Raw genomic sequence first — 17,024 nt, 5'->3', positions numbered from 1 at the left:
GCGTGCCATGTTTGTCAAATCTTGCTATCCGGTAGACGAATTCATCACACTGACATGTGAGTGTGACAGGTATGGCGAGGGTTCAAGGCAACGGAAACGGCACCAGCGCCATCGCGCGCTTGAGGGCGCCGAAGCATTCCGGGTCGAGCGCGGTGCCGACCGTTTTTTCCATCATCTCGAGCGCCTGCGGGATCGGGATCGCGCCGCGATACGGGCGTTCGGCGGTGATGGCGTCGAAGATGTCGGCGGTGGTGATGATGCGTGTCTCGAGCCGGATATCTTCCGCAGCCAGGCCGCGCGGATAGCCGGTGCCGTCGAGCCGCTCGTGGTGGGCGCCGGCAATGGACGCCAGTTCGGCGAACGCTGCGATGCGGCCCAGGATCGTCTCGGTGTATTCGGCGTGCTGGCGCACGGCGTCCCATTCATCGCGGTCGAGCGAGCCGGCTTTGTCGAGCACGCTGTTACTCACGCCCAGCTTGCCGACGTCGTGCAGCAGCGCGCCGCGCTTGAGCCAGCGGCGGCGCTGCGCCGACAGGCCGAGCGCTTCGCCGATCATGTCGGTGTACAGCGCCACGCGCGCGCTGTGGCCGCTCGTGTACGGGCTCTTGGCATCGACCACCTGGCCGAAGGCGGTGGCAATGTCGTCCAGGTAGTCTTCGTCGAGCGCGACTTCGTGGCCAGCCGGCTCCAGTGCGAACACGGCGCGGTCCAGGTCGGGCGCGGCCAGCTTGCGCCAGAATGCATCGTCCAGCGCCACCTTCTCGAACGCTTTCACCAGTTGCGGATCGAACCAGGTGCCGGCGCGCGCTTGCGCTTCGCGCAGCGCGGCCTCGCGCCCGCCTTCGGTGTGGAACACGTCGATCACCTGCGCCAGCAGCGCGATGCGCGCGTACACGGGGATGGCGTCGCCCACCAGCTGGGCCGGTTTGCCCTTGCCATTCACGTGTTCGTCGAGCGAATAGATGCCTTCGGCCACGCCTTCCGGGAAGCGCAGCAGGCGCGCGATATCGGCGCCGCGCTGGCAGCGGGTAGCGATCAGGCCCTGGGCGATCTCGGGCCCATCGCGCAGGATGGTCATCACGCTGCGGAAGCGCTCGGCCAGGCCGGCTTTCAGGCCGGTGTGCTTGAGCACGAAACCAAGCACTTGCGGCAGGCTGTCGCCCACTGTCTTGAAGCCGCGCTTGAAGTCGAGGTCGTCGGTCAGGTACAGCTCGCAGATGCGGGCGGCATTGCTGCTGCAGCCCAGGTCCTTGAGCAGCAGCGTGTAATACAGCTCCCACAGCTGGTCGTCATTCAGGCCCACGCCCTGGCCGATATGCATCCCGATCCAGCAGCAGCGCACGCAGTGGCCAGCGGGCTGGCCTTCGGTGATGTCGAGCGCGTAGCTCAGCGCGCCGATCAGCTCGGAGAGCTTCATGGCGCTTGGGGCCAGCATCTCGTGCGGCGCGTCGGGGTGCATCATAATTAGTTCCGTATGGCAATAATTATGATGGTACGCCACAATATGCGCAGATTATCACCAAGACCGGAATATTGCCGAAAGGTGCGGCGCGGATACCACAAAAGATCCGGCACGCCATCGTTGGCCGGCAAACGACAACACCGGCGCGGGGCCGGTGTGTCGAAGGTGGTGGCTAAGCCACCCTTATTGCTGACGCATTGCTGTTGCTATCAATAACCGCGGCCGGTGGAGCCGCTAGTGCCGGTGCCCGTGGTACCAGTGGCGCCCGTGGTGCCGGTCCCCGCTGCGCCGCTGGTGCTGCCTGTCACGCCGGTAGTACCGGTAGTGCCAGTGGTCCCGGTCATGCCGGTGGTGCCCGTGGCGCCGCTGGTGCTGCCCGTCACGCCAGTGGTGCCCGTCGCGCTACCGGTCGTGCCGGTCGTGCCGCTATTGCCCATGGCGCCGCTGGTGCTGCCCGTCACGCCCGTGGTGGTGCTGCTGCGGTTGGTGCTGCCAACCGTGCCGGCACGGCTGTCGACGACGCCGGCCGAGCCGGTGGTGCCGGTCATCGGGGTGGTGCTGCTGCGACGGTCGGTTTGCGGCGTGGTGGCGCTGGTGCCCGTGGCGCTCATCGACGAACGGCCCGTCGCATCCTGCATGCTGCTGCCGGTCTGGCTACCAACCTGGCCCGTGGTGCCGGTGGTGCCCGTCATGCCGGTGCTGGTGCCGGTGCGGCCCGTGGCGCCTGCCGACGTGGCCGTTTGTGCGTGGACTGCGGTGGCGCCCAGCATGGCGACGGTCAGCGATGCGCCGATCATTCCTTTGAGTAGCTTGTTCATGGTGTTCTCCTCAATGTTTTATTCGTGGCGTACCCAACGCATTGATGCGTCAAGTGAGAAGTCCAGTCTACGGGCACAGCCGATATGGGCGCGCACGGTACCGCTCGGAAACAATAATCGTCGCCCAACGTCATTTAATCTGCATGCATTTGCACGCATTTCTAAAATAATTATTGAGAAGACAATGCCGCTTCCGCCGACAGCGTACCGAGCTCGGCATAGAGCGGCAAAATGCTGTTGCGGTCGTCCGGGTACACGCGATTCGACAGGAACACATAAAAGCTGCGCGACTGCGGATCGATCCACAGGATGCAGCCGGTAAAACCCGTGTGGCCGAAACTGCCGAGCCGGTAGCGACGGCCACGCGGGCGTCGCGCGAACGGTGAATCGATGTCCATGCCCATCCCGCGCAGCGCGGCGATGCCGGGTGGCGATTGGGCGGTGCTCAGCAGGCGCACGCTGTCGGCGTGCAGCACACGCACGCCATCGAGCGCACCGCCCGCCAGCACCATGCGGGCAAAGCGGGCGACGTCGCGCGCGGTCGAGAACACACCGGCCGAACCGGCCACGCCGCCCATGCGGCGCACGGTCGGATCGTGTACATCGCCTTGCAACACGGCGCCGGGGGCCAGGTCGCGCCCAGCCTTCGATCGCGGCGCGTACGCATCGACGGGGCCGCGCTGGGTCGGCGCGATCGTCCACGCATTGCCGCGCGCCAGTGGCCTGTACCCGGTATCGAGCATGCCCAGCGGTGCAAAGATCCGCTGCTCGGCAAACGCGTCGAGCGGCATGCCGGCCACGCGTTCGATCAAGAGGCCCAGCAGGATGTAATTGATGTCCGAGTAGCGAAAGAAACTGCCCGGCGCATGCGTCACGCGCTCGAGCGCGGCCAGCGTCAGCGCTGCTTCCCTGCCCTGCCACGCCGGGCTGGCCGGCAGGCCGGGCAGCAGGCCCGAGGTGTGCGTCAGCAACTGGCGCACGGTGATCGCGTCCTTGCCGCCGCCTGCGCATTCGGGAAAATAGTGCAGCAGCGGCGCCTCGAGGTCGATCTGGCCGCCCTCGTGCAGCAGCAAGACCGCCGGCGCCGTGACCAGCACCTTGGTCAGCGACGCGACGTCGAACACGGTGGCCATGGTGACGGGCGCCGCGGCCGGCCCGAACTCGAGCCGGCCGTAGGCGCGCTCGAAGCAGGCTGCACCACATTCGAGCCGATACACCGCGCCGGGCAAGGATCGCGTTGCCACGGCAGTGTTGATGGCGTGGTCGATCGCGGCCAGGCACTCGCGCTTGAAACCCGCAATCGCCGTCATGACGCCCTGTCGTATTGACAAGCGGCCGCTTCAGTTTCGGGCGCCCGTGCACGTGATTTTTCGCATCGGCGTATCATTGTTCCATGATCCCTTTATCGATACTCGACCTCTCGCCGATCGTCCAAGGCAGCGATGCGGCAACTTCCTTCCAACGCTCCCTCGACCTCGCCCAGCATGGCGAACGCTGGGGCTACAACCGTTACTGGCTGGCCGAACACCACGGCATGCCGGGCATTGCCAGCGCCGCCACTGCGGTACTGATTGGCCACGTGGCGGCCGGCACGTCCACGATTCGCGTGGGCGCCGGCGGCATCATGCTGCCGAACCATTCGCCGCTCGTGATCGCCGAACAATTCGGCACGCTCGAGTCGCTCCATCCGGGCCGCATCGACCTGGGCCTGGGCCGCGCGCCTGGCTCTGACCATACCACGGCGCGCGCGCTGCGCCGCAACTTGGCGTCCGACGCCGACGAGTTCCCGCAGGACGTCGTGGAACTGATGGATTATTTTGCCGGCGCCAGCCGCCGCCAGGTGCTGGCCGTGCCGGGCGCGGGCTTGAACGTGCCGCTGTGGATTCTCGGTTCGAGCCTGTTTGGCGCGCAGCTCGCGGCGCAGCTCGGCCTTCCATATGCGTTCGCGTCGCACTTCGCGCCGCAGATGATGCTGCAGGCAATCGACATGTACCGCAGTAATTTCCGGCCGTCGGCGCAACTGGCCGAGCCGTACGTGATGCTCGGTTTCAATGTGTTTGCGGCCGACACCGACGAAGAAGCGCACCTGCTGGCCACCTCGATGCAACAGGCGTTCGTGGCGCTGCGCACGGGCAATCCGGGCAAACTGAAGCCGCCGGTGAGCGGTTATCTGGAAGCGCTGGACCTGCCCGAACGCATGATGCTCGACAGTGTGCTGGCGTGCTCGGCGATCGGCTCGCGAGACACCGTGGCCGCCCAGCTGCACGCATTCATCGAAAAAACGAAGCCTGACGAGATGATGATCACGTCGCAGATTTATGACCACGCGGCCCGCCTGCGTGCGTATGAAATCACGGCCGATATTCAGCGCACCAGCTAATCTTCAACCATAAAAAAAGCCCACCCGGCGCATTGCCGGGTGGGCTTTTTCACGTTTGCTTCACACGATTACAGCGCCTTGCCATCCGCATCGATCCGGCGTACCTCGCCAAGGTTCAGCGCGCGCACGTCTTTCTCGACCTTGCCCATGTCCCCCACCACGACCCACACCAGGCGGTCGGTCAGGAAGCTGCGCGCGGCGAGGGCATTGGCCTCGTCCGGCGTCAGCGCCAGCGCCTTTTCGGTGTAGGTGTTGTAATAGTCTTCAGGCAGGCCGTATTGCAGGATGGTCGTGTACGCACCGCCCAGCTGGCCAGCCGTCTCGAAGCTGCCCGGCAGGCGCAGCGTGCGGTTGTCCTGCGCGAATTTCAGCTCGGGGCCGGTGATCTTGCGCGCACCCGCCACATCGCGGTATTCACGCACCAGTTCCTTGAGCGCGTCACCGGTCTTGTCGGTCTGCACCGGCGAGACGCTCATGAACGTGCGCTGGCCGACCGCCGGCTGCACCAGGCTGCGCACGCCATACGACCAGTGCTTGTCCTCGCGCAGGTTCATATTGATGCGCGAGCTGAAGGTGCCGCCGAACACGTCGTTGACGATTTCCAGCGGCAGCGCTTCCGGGCTGTTGCGCGGCGGCGCCAGTTGCGCGCCGACGATCACGCTTTGCAGCGCGCCCGGGCGGTCGATCAGGTACACCAGCGGCTTGGCCGGTGCGGGCACGGTGGCGATCACCTTCTTCGGCACTTCGCCCTGCTTCCAGCCGGCGAACGCTTTCTCGAGCATCGGCGTGATCTCGGCCAGCGTCGTGTCGCCCACCACCAGCAGCGTCGCATTGTTCGGCTTGAACCAGGTCGCGTGGTAGTTGGCCAGGTCGGCACGGGTCATGCGGCCCACGGCGTCCTCGGTGCCATTGGCGGTGCGCGCATACACGTGACCTTCGCCGTACATCAGCGCCGGCACGACGCGCAGTGCGATGCCCTGCGGATCGACTTTCTCGCGCGCGATCGCGGCCAGGCGGTCTTTCTGCAGACGCGCGAATTCGTTCTGCGGGAACGCCGGATTGAGCACCAGATCCGAGTACAGGCCGAGCGCCTGCGGCAGTGTGGCCTTGAGCGCGTTCATGCCGACAAAGGCGCCATCGAGGTTGGCGCTGGCGCCGAAGGTCGCGCCCAGGCGCTCGAGTTCTTCGCTGATCTCGAGCGACTTGCGCTTGGCCGTGCCTTCTTCGAGCATGCGCAGCGTCAGGCTGGCCACGCCGGGCAAGGCGGCGCTGTCGGCTGCGTAGCCGCTGTCGACGATCATCTGCAGATTGACCACCGGCGCTTCATGGCGCTCGGCCAGCACGACCTTCAGGCCATTCGACAATGTGGCGCGCTGCATCGGCGGCAGCTTCAGCGACATCGCCTTGCCGGTGACGGGTTCCTTGCTGCGATCGAGCTTCGTGTCCGTTGCGGCCAGGCCGGACGGGAACGGATCGATCTGCAGCACGTAGTCGCCGTCGCTGAGCCAATCGTTCATCGCTTTTTTCACCGCGGCTGGCGTGGCGTCCTTGATGCGCTGCAGGTACACCTTGTAGCAGTCCGGGTTGCCGGTGAAGGTCTGGCACGAGGCCAGCAGATCGCTCTTGCCGCCGAAGCCGCCGACGCGCTCGATCATGCGCGTGTACTGCGCCAGGATCGTCGTCTTGGCCAGGCGCAGCTCGGCGTCGGTCGGGCCGCTCTTCATCAGGGCGCGCAATTCTTCGTCGGCGATCTGCTCCATCTTCTTGACGTCGGCGCCGGGGCGGGCCGTGAGCGTCATGTCGAACTGGCCGCCGATTTCGGACGAGTCGTCGCTCGCCGTCGCACTGGTGGCCAGTTGGTCCTTGTAGACCAGGCGCTTGTACAGGCGCGACGTCTTGCCGCCGCCCAGCACGCGCGCGCCCAGGTCGAGCAGCGCTTCTTCAGGCGTGTGTGCGCCCGGCACGTTCCAGGTGCGGTAGATGCGCGTTTGCGGCACGCGGTCCTGCGCCAGCGTGCGATGCGTGCCGGTGCGCTTGGCGATCCAGGCATCGTGCTTGGCCAGCGGCGGGCCAGGCGGAATCGCGCCGTAGTATTGTTCGACCTTCTTGCGCGCTTCTTCCGGCGAAATATCGCCCGACAGCACCAGCACCGTGTTGTTCGGGCCGTAGTTCTGCTTGAACCAGTCCTGCACATCTAGCATCGAGGCCGCGTCGAGGTCGGCCATCTCGCCGATCACGGTCCAGGAATACGGGTGGCCAACCGGGTAGGTATTTTTTACCAGCAGCTCGTAGGCGATGCCGTAGGGCTGGTTCTCGCCCTGGCGCTTTTCGTTCTGCACGACGCCGCGCTGGATATCGAGCTTCGTCTTGTCGACCGTGCCCAGCAGGTAGCCCATGCGGTCGCTCTCGGCGAACAGCGCATAGTCAAGCATCGAGGTCGGCACGTTCTGGAAGTAATTGGTGCGGTCCTGGCTGGTGGTGCCGTTGAGGTCGGTCGCACCGACCTGCTCCATCGCATTCAGGTAGGTCTTCTTGAAGTTGTCGCTGCCGCTGAACATCAGGTGTTCGAACAGGTGGGCAAAGCCGGTCTTGCCGGGCTTCTCGTTCTTCGAACCCACGTGGTACCAGGTATTGACGGCCACCACCGGCGTCTTGCGGTCTTCGTGCACCAGCACGGTCAAGCCGTTCTTGAGCGTGAACCTGGTGTACTTGATGTCCGGGATCGGGATGTCGGGGGTACTGGCGGCGGGCGCGGCCTGCAGCGTGGATGCACCGAACATCAGCGCAAGCGCTGCCGCGAGGTGGATGGTGCGACGAACGGGAACTGCCATGCTGCGCCTCCTGAATGGGTCGGGAAAGAACCATTCTAGGCACGTTTCAGAAAGACAACAAACAAAAAAGCGTATGCATGTCTCGGTGAGAGATAAACGATGCGCGGCGCATCGCGCGCCGCGCTCGATCCGTGCCGGTGCGAACTTATTTCGGCACGATACGCAGCAGCGTGCCCTTGGCTTCGTCGGTCAGCACATACAGCTGGCCATCCGGGCCCTGGCGCACGTCGCGCACGCGCTTGCCGACCGGGATCAGCTCTTGCGCCGTGACCTTGCCGGCCGCGTCGAGCTGCACGCGGCGCACGTCCTGGCCGGCCAGGCTGCCGCTGAACAGGCTGCCCTGCCACTGTGGGAACGCCTTGCCGGTGTAGAAGGCCAGACCCGACGGCGCCGGCGATGGCGTCCAGACGACAATCGGCTGGGTCATGCCCGGCACGACCTTCTTGCCGATCGGCTCGCGCGTGCTGTAGTCGAGCGTGTAGCTTTGCAGCGGCCAGCCGTAGTTGTTGCCCGCTTCGATCAGGTTGATCTCGTCGCCGCCGCGCGAACCGTGTTCGTTGGCCCAGACGCGGCCCGTTTTCGGATCGAGCGCGAGCCCCTGCACGTTGCGGTGGCCGTGGCTGTGGATCTCGGCCAGGCGCTTGGGCTGCGCTTCGGCCGCGCCCGTGCCCACTGGCTTGCCGGCGTCGGTCAGGTGCAGGATCTTGCCCTGGTGCGTGGCCAGGTTCTGCGCCTGGTCGCGCGCGAGCATATTGCCGACGCGCTGCGGCGTGTTGCCGCCATCGCCAATGCTCATCAACAGCGTGTTATCCGGCAAGAACAGGATGCGCGAGCCGAAGTGCTGGCCGCCGTTCTTGCCCTGCGTGACCGAGAACAGCGTCTTGATGCCGGTGACGCGTTTGCCGTCGAACGTGCCCATCACGAGCGCGGTGCGGTTCTCGGCATCGGTGCCGCTGGCCATCGTCATGTAGATGCGGGGATTGGTCTTGTCGCCGGGATGCACGGCAATGTCGAGCAGGCCGCCCTGGCCGCCCACGAACAGGTTCGGCAGCGGGTCCATGTCGATTTGCTGGAAACTCTTGCCATTCAACAGATGCAGCGTGCCGCCCTTGCCGGTGACGAGCATGCGCCCGTCTGGCAGCCAGGCCATGCCCCAGCCCTGCGGCACGCCCGTGGCGACCGTTTCGAGTTGCCAGCCCTTGGCCAGCGGCGGCTTGTCCACTGGCGTAACTTCCTGCGCCACGGCAGCGCCCGTCAACTGGACCAATGCGGCTGCCAGCGTTGCCGCCAGTACCCGTTTTTTGCTCATGAACTTTGCGTCAATACTCGACATACACAAATCTCCCAAAAACAGTTAAACACTTGACATCGTAGCTGAAACGCCGCAGTTTTCAGCACATTATCTGCACGATCGCGACAAATGGCGTATCATCGATTGCTCAGTGAACCAGCGTAAGGACTCCCTTCAATGATTCAACGACGTGCCATCCTCAAGAGCAGTCTCCTCCTCGCAGCATCCTCCCTCAGCCTTCCAACCCTTGCCAAAAATTCATCGATTGCCACCGGCGAATGCTGTTTGCGTTTTTATAACACGCACACGGGCGAAAAGCTGAAGAGCACGTTCTGGGCGCAAGGTGAATTCATTCCGGACGCGCTGGGCGATATCAACAAGGTGCTGCGCGACCATCGCACCAACAAGATTGCGGACATCGATCCGGAACTGCTGCTGCTGCTCGGCCAGCTGAACGGCAAGCTCGACAACAGCAAGGAGCTGCACATCATTTCGGGCTACCGCGCACCGGAATCGAACGCGTTCCTGCGTGGCCACGGCAGCGGCGGCGTCGCCAAGCGCAGCCTGCACATGGACGGCAAGGCCATCGACATCCGCTTGCCGGGCACCGACCTGCGCCACCTGCAAAAAGCGGCCATGTCGCTCCAGGGCGGCGGCGTCGGCTACTACGCCAGCTCGCAGTTCGTGCACATGGATACCGGCCGCGTGCGGTATTGGTAATTCGCTGATGCGGTTGCCACTTGCCCGTGCCGTTGCCGGACTGGCCATGGGCGCCATGCTCATGGCCGCGGCCGCAAGCCTGCCGGCATACGCCGCCGGCCAGAGCACCGTCACCGTCAAGTCCACCCGCGATCCGGTCGACAAGTCTTATCGAAAAATGATCCGCGGCATGGAGCGCTTCGAACGCGAACGCGCGTTCGCGCCGAATGCGTCCCTGCGCTTCCAGTTGCTGCCGCGCCTGCCGAACGTCGACATGCGCGGCATCACGCTGCGCGTGGCGGGCGATACTGTCTCGGTGCCCGTCCACGTCGACGAGAACAATTTCTTTGTCCTGCCGCGCAACGCGCAAGCCTTGCAGGAAGACGCGGCCGTGCTCGCCAGCCGCAAGACGGCCAGCATGACCTGGCGCGCTCGCATCGAAACGCCGGGCGTGCCGGCCGGCATGCGCCGCCTGGGCGATTTGCGCCTGGAATGCCGCGTGGGCAAGGAAGCCGGCCTGGTCTCGAACAGCTCGCCGCTGTTCGGCTGGATCTCGGATGCGCTGGATTCGCCCGAAGGTGTCTGCACGAGCCCGGACGGCAATTACCTGTTCTTCGCCGAGCGCCCCATCTTCGCCGTCACGCTGCGCGCCGGCGAGCGCGTGGAAACGCTGCCGTTTTCGATGCTGTACGCCGGCGGTGAGCAAACGCCCGACATGCTGCCGTTCTGCGATTGCCAGGTGCTGCTCGACCGCACCTATTATGTGCCGCTGTGGGATGCGAGCTGGCCGGACGATACGCTGGTTGAATTCACGTACATGGTCGATGCGATGATCGACATGCCGGCCGGGGTGGCGCCATGAAGGCGGCGTACCTGATCTTGACCGCAGCGCTGCTGGCCGGTTGCGCCACGCAGAATGCCGCGCCGCCCGGCGCGCAAGTGGCCGCCGGGCGCCTGCAGCAGGGCGTCGTGGCTGGCCAGACCACGAAGGCGCAATTGCTGGCCGCGTTCGGCCCGACGAAAAGCGTGCGTTTCGACAGCGGCTTCGAGGCCTGGGTATACCAATCGCCTGTCGGCGCCGGCCAGTTCGCCGAATTCGTGGTGCTGATCGATCCTTCTGGCGTGGTCACCAAGACCCGCACGCGCGCGCCCTCGGCCCCCTGAGCGGGTAGCAAGCCGGCGCGGATTGCGCGCGCCATCTCTGCAATTGCTGGCACAATCTCTCCAGGTCAGGCGCAGTCCGACGCAGCTGTCATGGAGGCAATATGGTCACGCACACCCGGGCGATTTTGTGGCTGTCCAAGGTCATATTGCTTGCCACGCTGCTCGCCGCCTGCGGTGGCGGCGGTGGCGGTGCCGGCACACCCGGCCCCGTCACGCCGCCCCCGGCCACGGTCGGCGCGCTGACCGTCACGGTGAGCGGCCTGCCCGCCGGTGTCAACGGTACGGTGCGCGTCACCGGCCCCGGCAACTACCTGCAAGACCTCACGCAAACACACACCCTCGGCAACCTCGTTCCGGGCAGCTATAACGTCTCCGCATCCGCCGTCACGGGTGGCGGCATTACTTACCAGCCGGCGCCAGCGTCGCAGGCGGCCACGATCGCTGCCGGCGCCACCGCAACCGCCACCGTCATCTATTCGAACAGCGTGCTCACGCTGGGCCTCACGCGCGTCGTTGCCGGGCTCGACAATCCCTCCTGGCTCACCGCCCAGCCCGGCGATACGCGCCTGTTCGTCACCGAGCGCCCGGGCCGGGTGCGCATCGTCGAGAACGGCAGCGCGCGCGACGTGGCCTATCTCGACATCAGCGCGCGCGTGGCCGCCGATGGCGAAGGCGGCCTGCTCTCGCTGGCCTTCGATCCGGGGTTCGCGCGCAACGGCTATTTCTATGTCTACTACACCGACCTGCAGCGCAATATCGTCGTCGAGCGCTTCAGCGCGGGCGCCACGCCGCAACTGGCCAACCCCACGTCCGGCTTCGTGATTCTGCGCATCCCGCATCCCACCTACACGAATCACTTTGGCGGCCAGCTTGCCTTCGGCCCCGATGGCTACCTGTACCTGGCCACGGGCGATGGCGGCGGCGCGGGCGACCCGCAGCGCAATGCCCGCAACCTGACCGTCCTGCTCGGCAAGCTGCTGCGCATCGATGTCGCCGGCGCCACGCTGGCGCAGCCTTACACGATCCCGGCCGGCAATCCCTACCGCGACCAGGCCGGGCGCCGGCCCGAAATCTGGGCCTCGGGCTTGCGCAATCCTTGGCGCTTCAGCTTCGACAGTACCCAGCTTTACATCGCCGACGTTGGCCAGGACCGGCGCGAAGAAGTCAATATCGCCGGCACGGCCCAGGGCGGCCTCGACTTCGGCTGGAACGTGATGGAAGGCACGCTGTGCTATGGCGCGGCCACCTGCGACAGCACTGGCCTGACGCTGCCGGCGTTCGAGTACGACCACGGCGCCGATGGCGCGGGGGGCTGCTCGATCACGGGCGGCTTCGTGTATCGCGGGCGCGCCATTCCCGAGCTGGCCGGGCGCTACTTCTATTCGGATTACTGCGGCGGCTACCTCAAGAGTTTTGTCTCTACCGGCGCCAGCATTGTTGAAGCGCGCGACTGGGCGATCACCGATATCGGCCGGGTTGTCTCGTTCGGCCAGGATGCGCAGGGCGAGCTATACCTGATTGCCGCCGGCGGCAGCATTTACCGGATGGACCGCAGCACCAACCCTTAATGAAGATAAAAACATGGCCCGCTTGCAACTGGACTTCCCCGACGACGGATTTTATTACTCGACACTGATGACGGTGCGGGCCACCGACATCAATGCGGCAAACCACGTGGGCAATGAGTCGCTGATCGCAATGGTGTCCGAAGCCAGGGCGCGCTTCCTGCATGAGTTCGGCGTGCCGGAAACCGAGCGCGAGGGCAACGGCATCATCGTCACCGACCTCGCCGCCACCTACCGCGCCGAGGCATATCGTCGCGACGAGCTGCTGTTCGACGTCGGTGTCATGGACTTCAACAAGTATGGCGGCGACCTGATCTACCGTATCACGCGCCCGCGCGACGGCAAGCTGATCGCGATGGCCAAGACCGGCTTCGTATTCTTCAATTATCAATCGGGTCAGGTGTGCGGCATGCCCGACGACTTTCGCGCCAGGTTCGAGCGGGTAAATTGAATCGATTGGCTAAAAACGCCAACGGCGCCCCGCAGGACGCCGTTCTTCTCAGCGCGCAGCAAGACCTCAGCCGCCGCGCTTCTTGCCGATGATCGTCTCGTCGAACCAGTCATCGATCATGCGCTTCTCGGCGCGCAGGCTGTCAGAGTCGCTGAAGCGGCCGATGCGCTGCATGTAATTCATGTCGGCCAGGCGCGCATCGCCACCCTTGAGCGCTTGCCCGTTCTGCGTGAGCGAGTAACGCAGGTTGATGATCGGCCAGTCCGCCGTGCCTTTCAGGATGCGCAGTTCGCGCCCACTATTAAAATTCGGGTACTCACGCCCGGCCAGGTCGATATCCGTGACCTCGATGACCAGGTCCTGCCCCGCAGGCAGCTTCTCGCCGAGCTTGGTGAAATAGGTGCTCAACTCTTCCAGCACCTGCTTGCGCTCCCATGGAGCAAATGGCAGGTCGGCGAACTTGTCGGACTCGATGTAATTGACGGTCACGCCCGCCGAGGCGGCGCCGGCGGCCAGCGCGAGCAGGCCGGCCAAGGCAGTTTTTACAAGGGTGGATTTCATCATTGCATCTCCTTCTCGGTACGTCTCGTATGCGGTTCTCAGCGTCCAATATACGCCGCTTCGCATGGTTCTGCTCGTCTCGAAACGTTGGAAACTTGTATCCAAATGTTAGGCCCCGAACATGACTGAATGATGGTGCCACATGAGAATGAATCAAGGAGGTCGCCATGCCGGAAGGTCCAACGCTCTACATGCTCAAGGAACAGACCACGCGCTTCGTCGGCCAGGCCATCGTGCGCGCCGACGGCAACCTGAAGACGCTCGATCCGGCGCGCCTGGTGGGCCAGCGCATCACCGGGCTGCATACCTGGGGCAAGCATTTTCTGATCGACACGCCCGACGTCATCCTGCGCATCCACTTTCTCTTGTTTGGCACCTACCGGATCGACGAGGGCCGCGACAAGCCGCCGCGCCTGTCGATCGGCGTCGCGGACGGTGGCGAGATGAACTTCTATGCCTGCGCGATCCGCGAGATCGACCGCGCCACCTTCGACGCGTATGACTTCAGCGCCGACGTGATGGCCGACACCTGGGATCCGGTCAAGGCGCGCAAGAAGCTGCGCGCGGCGCCCGACATGCTTGCTTGCGACGCCCTGCTCGACCAGGACATCTTTTCGGGTGTGGGCAATATCATCAAGAACGAGGTGCTGTTCCGGATTCGCGTGCATCCGCTGTCGACGGTGGCGGCCCTGCCCGCGCCCAAGCTGCGCGCGCTGGTCGACGAAGCGCGTCAGTACAGCTTTGATTTCCTGGGCTGGAAAAAAGCATTCACGCTCAAGCAGCACTGGCTAGCCCACGCCAAGAAAATCTGCCCGCGCTGCGACATTCCTTTCCTCAAGGCCAAACTAGGGACGTCGGACCGCCGCAGCTTCTACTGCGAGCGTTGCCAGAAACGTTATACCTGACGGTACTTGTCACGTGCCTGCAACATGGTTCGGGTCGCGAAGGGCAGATGTCACATTTCCCGGCCACAATTTCAATATTGCCTGTTGTTAAGGGTCAAGGCTCGTACTACAATCGACTTGACTGCGGGCTACTTTTGTTGTGAAAAAAATAGTCTGCGCACATAAACCACCCTCCCCACGAATCGGAAACGTCCATGTCCTTCCTCTCTTCCGCTGTGCCCAAGCTCGCACCCTGGAAAGTATTACTGGTGGACGATGAACCCGATATCCACGACATCACCAAGCTGACGCTGACGCGGTTCCGTCTGGACGGCCGCGCGCTCTCGTTCGTGCACGCCTACAGCGGCGCCGAAGCCAAGGACATCCTGGCGCGCGAAAAAGACATCGCGCTGGTGTTCCTGGATGTGGTGATGGAGCGCGAAGACAGCGGCCTCGAAGTGGCGCGCTGGATGCGCCAGGACCTGGATAACCAGTTCACCCGCATCGTGCTGCGCACCGGCCAGCCGGGCCAGGCGCCGGAAGAGCGCGTGATCGTCGACTATGACATCAACGATTACAAGGAAAAAACCGAGCTCGATCGCACCAAGCTGTTTACGACCACGTTCGCCGCGCTGCGCGCCTATCGCGACATCATGAAGGTCGAGGAATCGCGCCGCGTGCAGCAAACCTACCGCGAAGGCCTGGAGCGCGTGATCGCGGCGTCCGCCCACATCTTCCAGCAACGCAACCTGAAAGACTTCGCCAACGGCCTGCTGCTGCAAGTCGTGGCCCTGCTGCGCCTGGAGCAAAGCATGCTGCTGCGCCTGAAGGCGGCCAGCGTGATCACCGGCCAGAGCCAGTACGAAGTGCTGGCACAGATCGGCGACATGGAAGGCGACGAGATCGGCCCCGAACTGGTGGCCCAGCTCGATGACGCGCGTCATAATCGTATCTCGCGCCTGCATGGCGACACGTATGTCGGCTACTTCCCCAACAACAGCGGCAAGGCTTCGCTGCTGGTGCTCAAGGGCGTGGACGAGATTTCGGACATCGACGCGCAAATGCTCGAAGTGTTCTGCTCGGGCGTGGCCATCGCCTTCGACAATATCCTGCTGAACCAGGAAATCACCGATACCCAGGCCGAGCTGATCCTGCGCCTGGGCGACGTGGTCGAATCGCGCTCGCACGAAGCGGGCAACCACGTGCGCCGCATGTCCCAGGTCTGCCATATGCTGGCGCAGGAATCGGGCATGCCAGAGGACGAGACGGCGGTCTTGATGCACGCCGCGCCGATGCACGACATCGGCAAGATCGCCACGCCCGATTCGGTGCTGCTCAAGCCGGGCAAGCTGACCCCGGACGAGTGGGAAATCATGAAGCAGCACCCGACCGTGGGGCTGCAGATCCTGGACGGCTCGCAGCGCCCGATCCTGAAGGCGGCGGCGGTGATCGCGCACCAGCACCACGAGAAATTCGACGGCACCGGCTATCCGCAAGGGCTACGCGGTCACGACATCCACCCGTACGCGCGCATCGTGGCGGTGGCCGACGTGTTCGACGCCCTGAGCCACGCGCGCTGCTACAAAGAGGCGTGGCCGGCGGCGAAGGTGACCGAGCACCTGCGCGAGGTGGCGGGGCATCACCTCGATCCGGTGTATGTGGATCTGTTGATCCGGAATATGGACAAGGCGCTGGCGATCAACGAGAAGTGGCCGGATTGAGTCTGTTCGCGGATTACTTCAGTGCCGCGCGCAATGCCGACGCCTCGAAATAGATATGCCGGATCATCGGATGCTCGGCGGCCACCGCCGCCTCGATCCGGCCGATCGCCCCTTCCACCTTGTCGATCGACATCCCCCGACGAAACTGGACCGACGCGGCCAGCAACACGTCGTCCGGCCCCAGCTGCATCGTGCGCAGGCTGGCCACGCTGTCGAGTGCCGGCTCGCGCAGGAATAGTGCTTTCAATGCGGCCAGCTGGTCATGGTCGATCGCTTCGCCGACGAGCAAGCCGCCGGTCTCGCGCGCCAGCGTGAAGGCAGCGCCAATCAGGAGCAGGCCGATCAGGATGGACGCGGCCGGATCGATATAGGGATTATTGAAGTAATGGCCCAGCGCGATGCCGGCGGCGGCGATCACCAGGCCCAGCAGCGCGGCCGAATCTTCGATGAAGATCGTGAAGACCGACGCATCCTTGCTGGCGCGCACGGCCTGCCACAGCGTCGTGCCGGGCTTGCGCACCTCGTTCAGGGCCTGGCGCGACACATTCCAGCTATACCCCTCGAACACGGCCGCCACCGCGAGAACGACGTAGCTCCACATCGGGTCTTCCAGCGGCGGCGGATTCTGCAGCGCGGCGACGCCGTGGTAGATCGACAGCCCGCCCCCGAGCGAAAACACCGACAGGGCTACGATCAGCGCCCAGAAATACAGCGATTTGCCATAGCCGAACGGATGCTTGCGGTCGGGCGCGCGGGCGCTGCGGCGTTCACCCAGCAGCAGCAGGAATTCATTGCCGGTGTCCACCGCCGAGTGGATGCCCTCGGCCACCATCGCCGCACTGCCGGTGATGCCGGCCACGATGAACTTGGCAACCGCGATACCCAGGTTGGCGGCGATGGCCGCATAGATGACTTTTTGCGAACCCTTGCGTGGCGCGTCTTGCGTGTTCTCGTTCATTGAATCTCCAAATCGGGAGTTCAGGGTAGAGAATATGCGGCAGAGCATCTGTACGGCCGCGCACTTGCGGGAGGGATTGGGTAGGGTTGGCGGCTACGCCAACCCTTGTATCTTGTTCTCATTGGTGGTTAGCTACTACCAATTGAGGTGAAGACCAGCTTGTGCCAACCCTTGTATCTTGTTCTCATTGGTGGTTAGCTACTACCAATTGAGGTGAAGACCAGCTTGTGCCAACCCTT

15 protein-coding genes are annotated in these 17,024 nt (G+C 64.3%); 8 read left to right on the top strand and 7 right to left on the bottom strand.

The annotated features are described in order from the left end of the window. Nucleotides 1-82: 82 nt before the first annotated feature. The 3 genes from AB2N08_RS21475 to AB2N08_RS21465 form a co-directional block, all read right to left on the bottom strand. The gene (locus tag AB2N08_RS21475; RefSeq protein ID WP_367612938.1) at nucleotides 83-1,462 is read right to left on the bottom strand and encodes an HD-GYP domain-containing protein; all 1,380 of its coding nucleotides are present in this window, start codon (nucleotides 1,460-1,462) and stop codon (nucleotides 83-85) included. Between the two features lie 209 nt (nucleotides 1,463-1,671). Then, nucleotides 1,672-2,280, bottom strand: a complete 609-nt coding sequence (locus AB2N08_RS21470; RefSeq protein ID WP_367612937.1) for a hypothetical protein — start codon at nucleotides 2,278-2,280, stop codon at nucleotides 1,672-1,674. A 170-nt stretch (nucleotides 2,281-2,450) separates the two neighbouring features. Next, on the bottom strand, nucleotides 2,451-3,590 hold the full coding sequence (locus tag AB2N08_RS21465) for a serine hydrolase domain-containing protein (protein ID WP_367612936.1): 1,140 nt from the start codon (nucleotides 3,588-3,590) through the stop codon (nucleotides 2,451-2,453). Between the two features lie 83 nt (nucleotides 3,591-3,673). Between AB2N08_RS21465 and AB2N08_RS21460 the strand changes: the two genes are divergently transcribed. Then, on the top strand, nucleotides 3,674-4,660 hold the full coding sequence (locus tag AB2N08_RS21460) for an LLM class flavin-dependent oxidoreductase (protein WP_367612935.1): 987 nt from the start codon (nucleotides 3,674-3,676) through the stop codon (nucleotides 4,658-4,660). Nucleotides 4,661-4,728: 68 nt separating this feature from the next. Here AB2N08_RS21460 and AB2N08_RS21455 read toward each other — a convergent pair whose 3' ends face one another. Both AB2N08_RS21455 and AB2N08_RS21450 read right to left on the bottom strand, forming a co-directional pair. Continuing rightward, the gene (locus AB2N08_RS21455; protein ID WP_367612934.1) at nucleotides 4,729-7,491 is read right to left on the bottom strand and encodes a M16 family metallopeptidase; all 2,763 of its coding nucleotides are present in this window, start codon (nucleotides 7,489-7,491) and stop codon (nucleotides 4,729-4,731) included. A gap of 145 nt (nucleotides 7,492-7,636) precedes the next feature. Beyond that, nucleotides 7,637-8,800: a PQQ-dependent sugar dehydrogenase gene (locus AB2N08_RS21450; protein WP_367612933.1), complete on the bottom strand. Its 1,164-nt coding sequence runs from the start codon at nucleotides 8,798-8,800 to the stop codon at nucleotides 7,637-7,639. Between the two features lie 267 nt (nucleotides 8,801-9,067). Here AB2N08_RS21450 and AB2N08_RS21445 point away from each other — a divergent pair, with 267 nt between their 5' ends. The 5 genes from AB2N08_RS21445 to AB2N08_RS21425 all read left to right on the top strand — a co-directional run bounded on the left by AB2N08_RS21445 (nucleotide 9,068) and on the right by AB2N08_RS21425 (nucleotide 12,661). After that, entirely contained in the window at nucleotides 9,068-9,502 is a 435-nt protein-coding gene (locus tag AB2N08_RS21445; protein WP_367612932.1) for a DUF882 domain-containing protein, read from the top strand. Nucleotides 9,503-9,548: 46 nt separating this feature from the next. Continuing rightward, nucleotides 9,549-10,343 (top strand): hypothetical protein, encoded by a 795-nt coding sequence (locus tag AB2N08_RS21440; RefSeq protein WP_367612931.1) that lies wholly within the window; start codon nucleotides 9,549-9,551, stop codon nucleotides 10,341-10,343. Continuing rightward, a complete protein-coding gene (locus AB2N08_RS21435; RefSeq protein WP_367612930.1) occupies nucleotides 10,340-10,645 on the top strand; it encodes a hypothetical protein in 306 nt (101 codons plus the stop codon). The genes AB2N08_RS21440 and AB2N08_RS21435 overlap by 4 nt, the downstream gene beginning before the upstream one ends. A 101-nt stretch (nucleotides 10,646-10,746) precedes the next feature. Beyond that, nucleotides 10,747-12,213 carry a PQQ-dependent sugar dehydrogenase gene (locus tag AB2N08_RS21430; RefSeq protein WP_367612929.1) on the top strand — a complete coding sequence of 489 codons (1,467 nt, stop codon included), beginning with the start codon at nucleotides 10,747-10,749 and terminating at the stop codon, nucleotides 12,211-12,213. A 13-nt stretch (nucleotides 12,214-12,226) separates the two neighbouring features. Then, complete coding sequence (locus AB2N08_RS21425) at nucleotides 12,227-12,661, top strand: thioesterase family protein (protein ID WP_367612928.1); 435 nt, start codon at nucleotides 12,227-12,229, stop codon at nucleotides 12,659-12,661. A 66-nt stretch (nucleotides 12,662-12,727) separates the two neighbouring features. On the opposite strand, the gene AB2N08_RS21420 is transcribed toward AB2N08_RS21425, so the two are convergent. Further along, nucleotides 12,728-13,222: a DUF3016 domain-containing protein gene (locus tag AB2N08_RS21420; RefSeq protein ID WP_367612927.1), complete on the bottom strand. Its 495-nt coding sequence runs from the start codon at nucleotides 13,220-13,222 to the stop codon at nucleotides 12,728-12,730. 167 nt (nucleotides 13,223-13,389) lie between these two features. Between AB2N08_RS21420 and AB2N08_RS21415 the strand changes: the two genes are divergently transcribed. Next, nucleotides 13,390-14,127, top strand: a complete 738-nt coding sequence (locus AB2N08_RS21415) for a DNA-formamidopyrimidine glycosylase family protein (RefSeq protein ID WP_367612926.1) — start codon at nucleotides 13,390-13,392, stop codon at nucleotides 14,125-14,127. A 194-nt stretch (nucleotides 14,128-14,321) separates the two neighbouring features. Further along, nucleotides 14,322-15,827 carry an HD domain-containing phosphohydrolase gene (locus AB2N08_RS21410; RefSeq protein ID WP_367612925.1) on the top strand — a complete coding sequence of 502 codons (1,506 nt, stop codon included), beginning with the start codon at nucleotides 14,322-14,324 and terminating at the stop codon, nucleotides 15,825-15,827. Between the two features lie 13 nt (nucleotides 15,828-15,840). On the opposite strand, the gene AB2N08_RS21405 is transcribed toward AB2N08_RS21410, so the two are convergent. Beyond that, nucleotides 15,841-16,785 (bottom strand): cation diffusion facilitator family transporter, encoded by a 945-nt coding sequence (locus tag AB2N08_RS21405; RefSeq protein ID WP_367612924.1) that lies wholly within the window; start codon nucleotides 16,783-16,785, stop codon nucleotides 15,841-15,843. Nucleotides 16,786-17,024: the final 239 nt, after the last annotated feature.

Origin of the sequence: Massilia aurea (assembly GCF_040790145.1) — a bacterium.
Classification (GTDB): Bacteria; Pseudomonadota; Gammaproteobacteria; order Burkholderiales; family Burkholderiaceae_D; genus Telluria; species Telluria aurea_C.
Note: the sequence above shows the minus strand (reverse complement) of the source record. Positions and strands in the feature narration are given on the sequence as shown.

Bases quoted from the DNA above. Each gene is read 5' to 3' on its own strand.
- AB2N08_RS21475 (WP_367612938.1), bottom strand. From the start codon at position 1,462: ATGATGCACCCCGACGCGCCGCACGAGATGCTGGCCCCAAGCGCCATG.
- AB2N08_RS21470 (WP_367612937.1), bottom strand. From the start codon at position 2,280: ATGAACAAGCTACTCAAAGGAATGATCGGCGCATCGCTGACCGTCGCC.
- AB2N08_RS21465 (WP_367612936.1), bottom strand. From the start codon at position 3,590: ATGACGGCGATTGCGGGTTTCAAGCGCGAGTGCCTGGCCGCGATCGAC.
- AB2N08_RS21460 (WP_367612935.1), top strand. From the start codon at position 3,674: ATGATCCCTTTATCGATACTCGACCTCTCGCCGATCGTCCAAGGCAGC.
- AB2N08_RS21455 (WP_367612934.1), bottom strand. From the start codon at position 7,491: ATGGCAGTTCCCGTTCGTCGCACCATCCACCTCGCGGCAGCGCTTGCG.
- AB2N08_RS21450 (WP_367612933.1), bottom strand. From the start codon at position 8,800: ATGAGCAAAAAACGGGTACTGGCGGCAACGCTGGCAGCCGCATTGGTC.
- AB2N08_RS21440 (WP_367612931.1), top strand. From the start codon at position 9,549: ATGGGCGCCATGCTCATGGCCGCGGCCGCAAGCCTGCCGGCATACGCC.
- AB2N08_RS21435 (WP_367612930.1), top strand. From the start codon at position 10,340: ATGAAGGCGGCGTACCTGATCTTGACCGCAGCGCTGCTGGCCGGTTGC.
- AB2N08_RS21430 (WP_367612929.1), top strand. From the start codon at position 10,747: ATGGTCACGCACACCCGGGCGATTTTGTGGCTGTCCAAGGTCATATTG.
- AB2N08_RS21425 (WP_367612928.1), top strand. From the start codon at position 12,227: ATGGCCCGCTTGCAACTGGACTTCCCCGACGACGGATTTTATTACTCG.
- AB2N08_RS21420 (WP_367612927.1), bottom strand. From the start codon at position 13,222: ATGAAATCCACCCTTGTAAAAACTGCCTTGGCCGGCCTGCTCGCGCTG.
- AB2N08_RS21415 (WP_367612926.1), top strand. From the start codon at position 13,390: ATGCCGGAAGGTCCAACGCTCTACATGCTCAAGGAACAGACCACGCGC.
- AB2N08_RS21410 (WP_367612925.1), top strand. From the start codon at position 14,322: ATGTCCTTCCTCTCTTCCGCTGTGCCCAAGCTCGCACCCTGGAAAGTA.
- AB2N08_RS21405 (WP_367612924.1), bottom strand. From the start codon at position 16,785: ATGAACGAGAACACGCAAGACGCGCCACGCAAGGGTTCGCAAAAAGTC.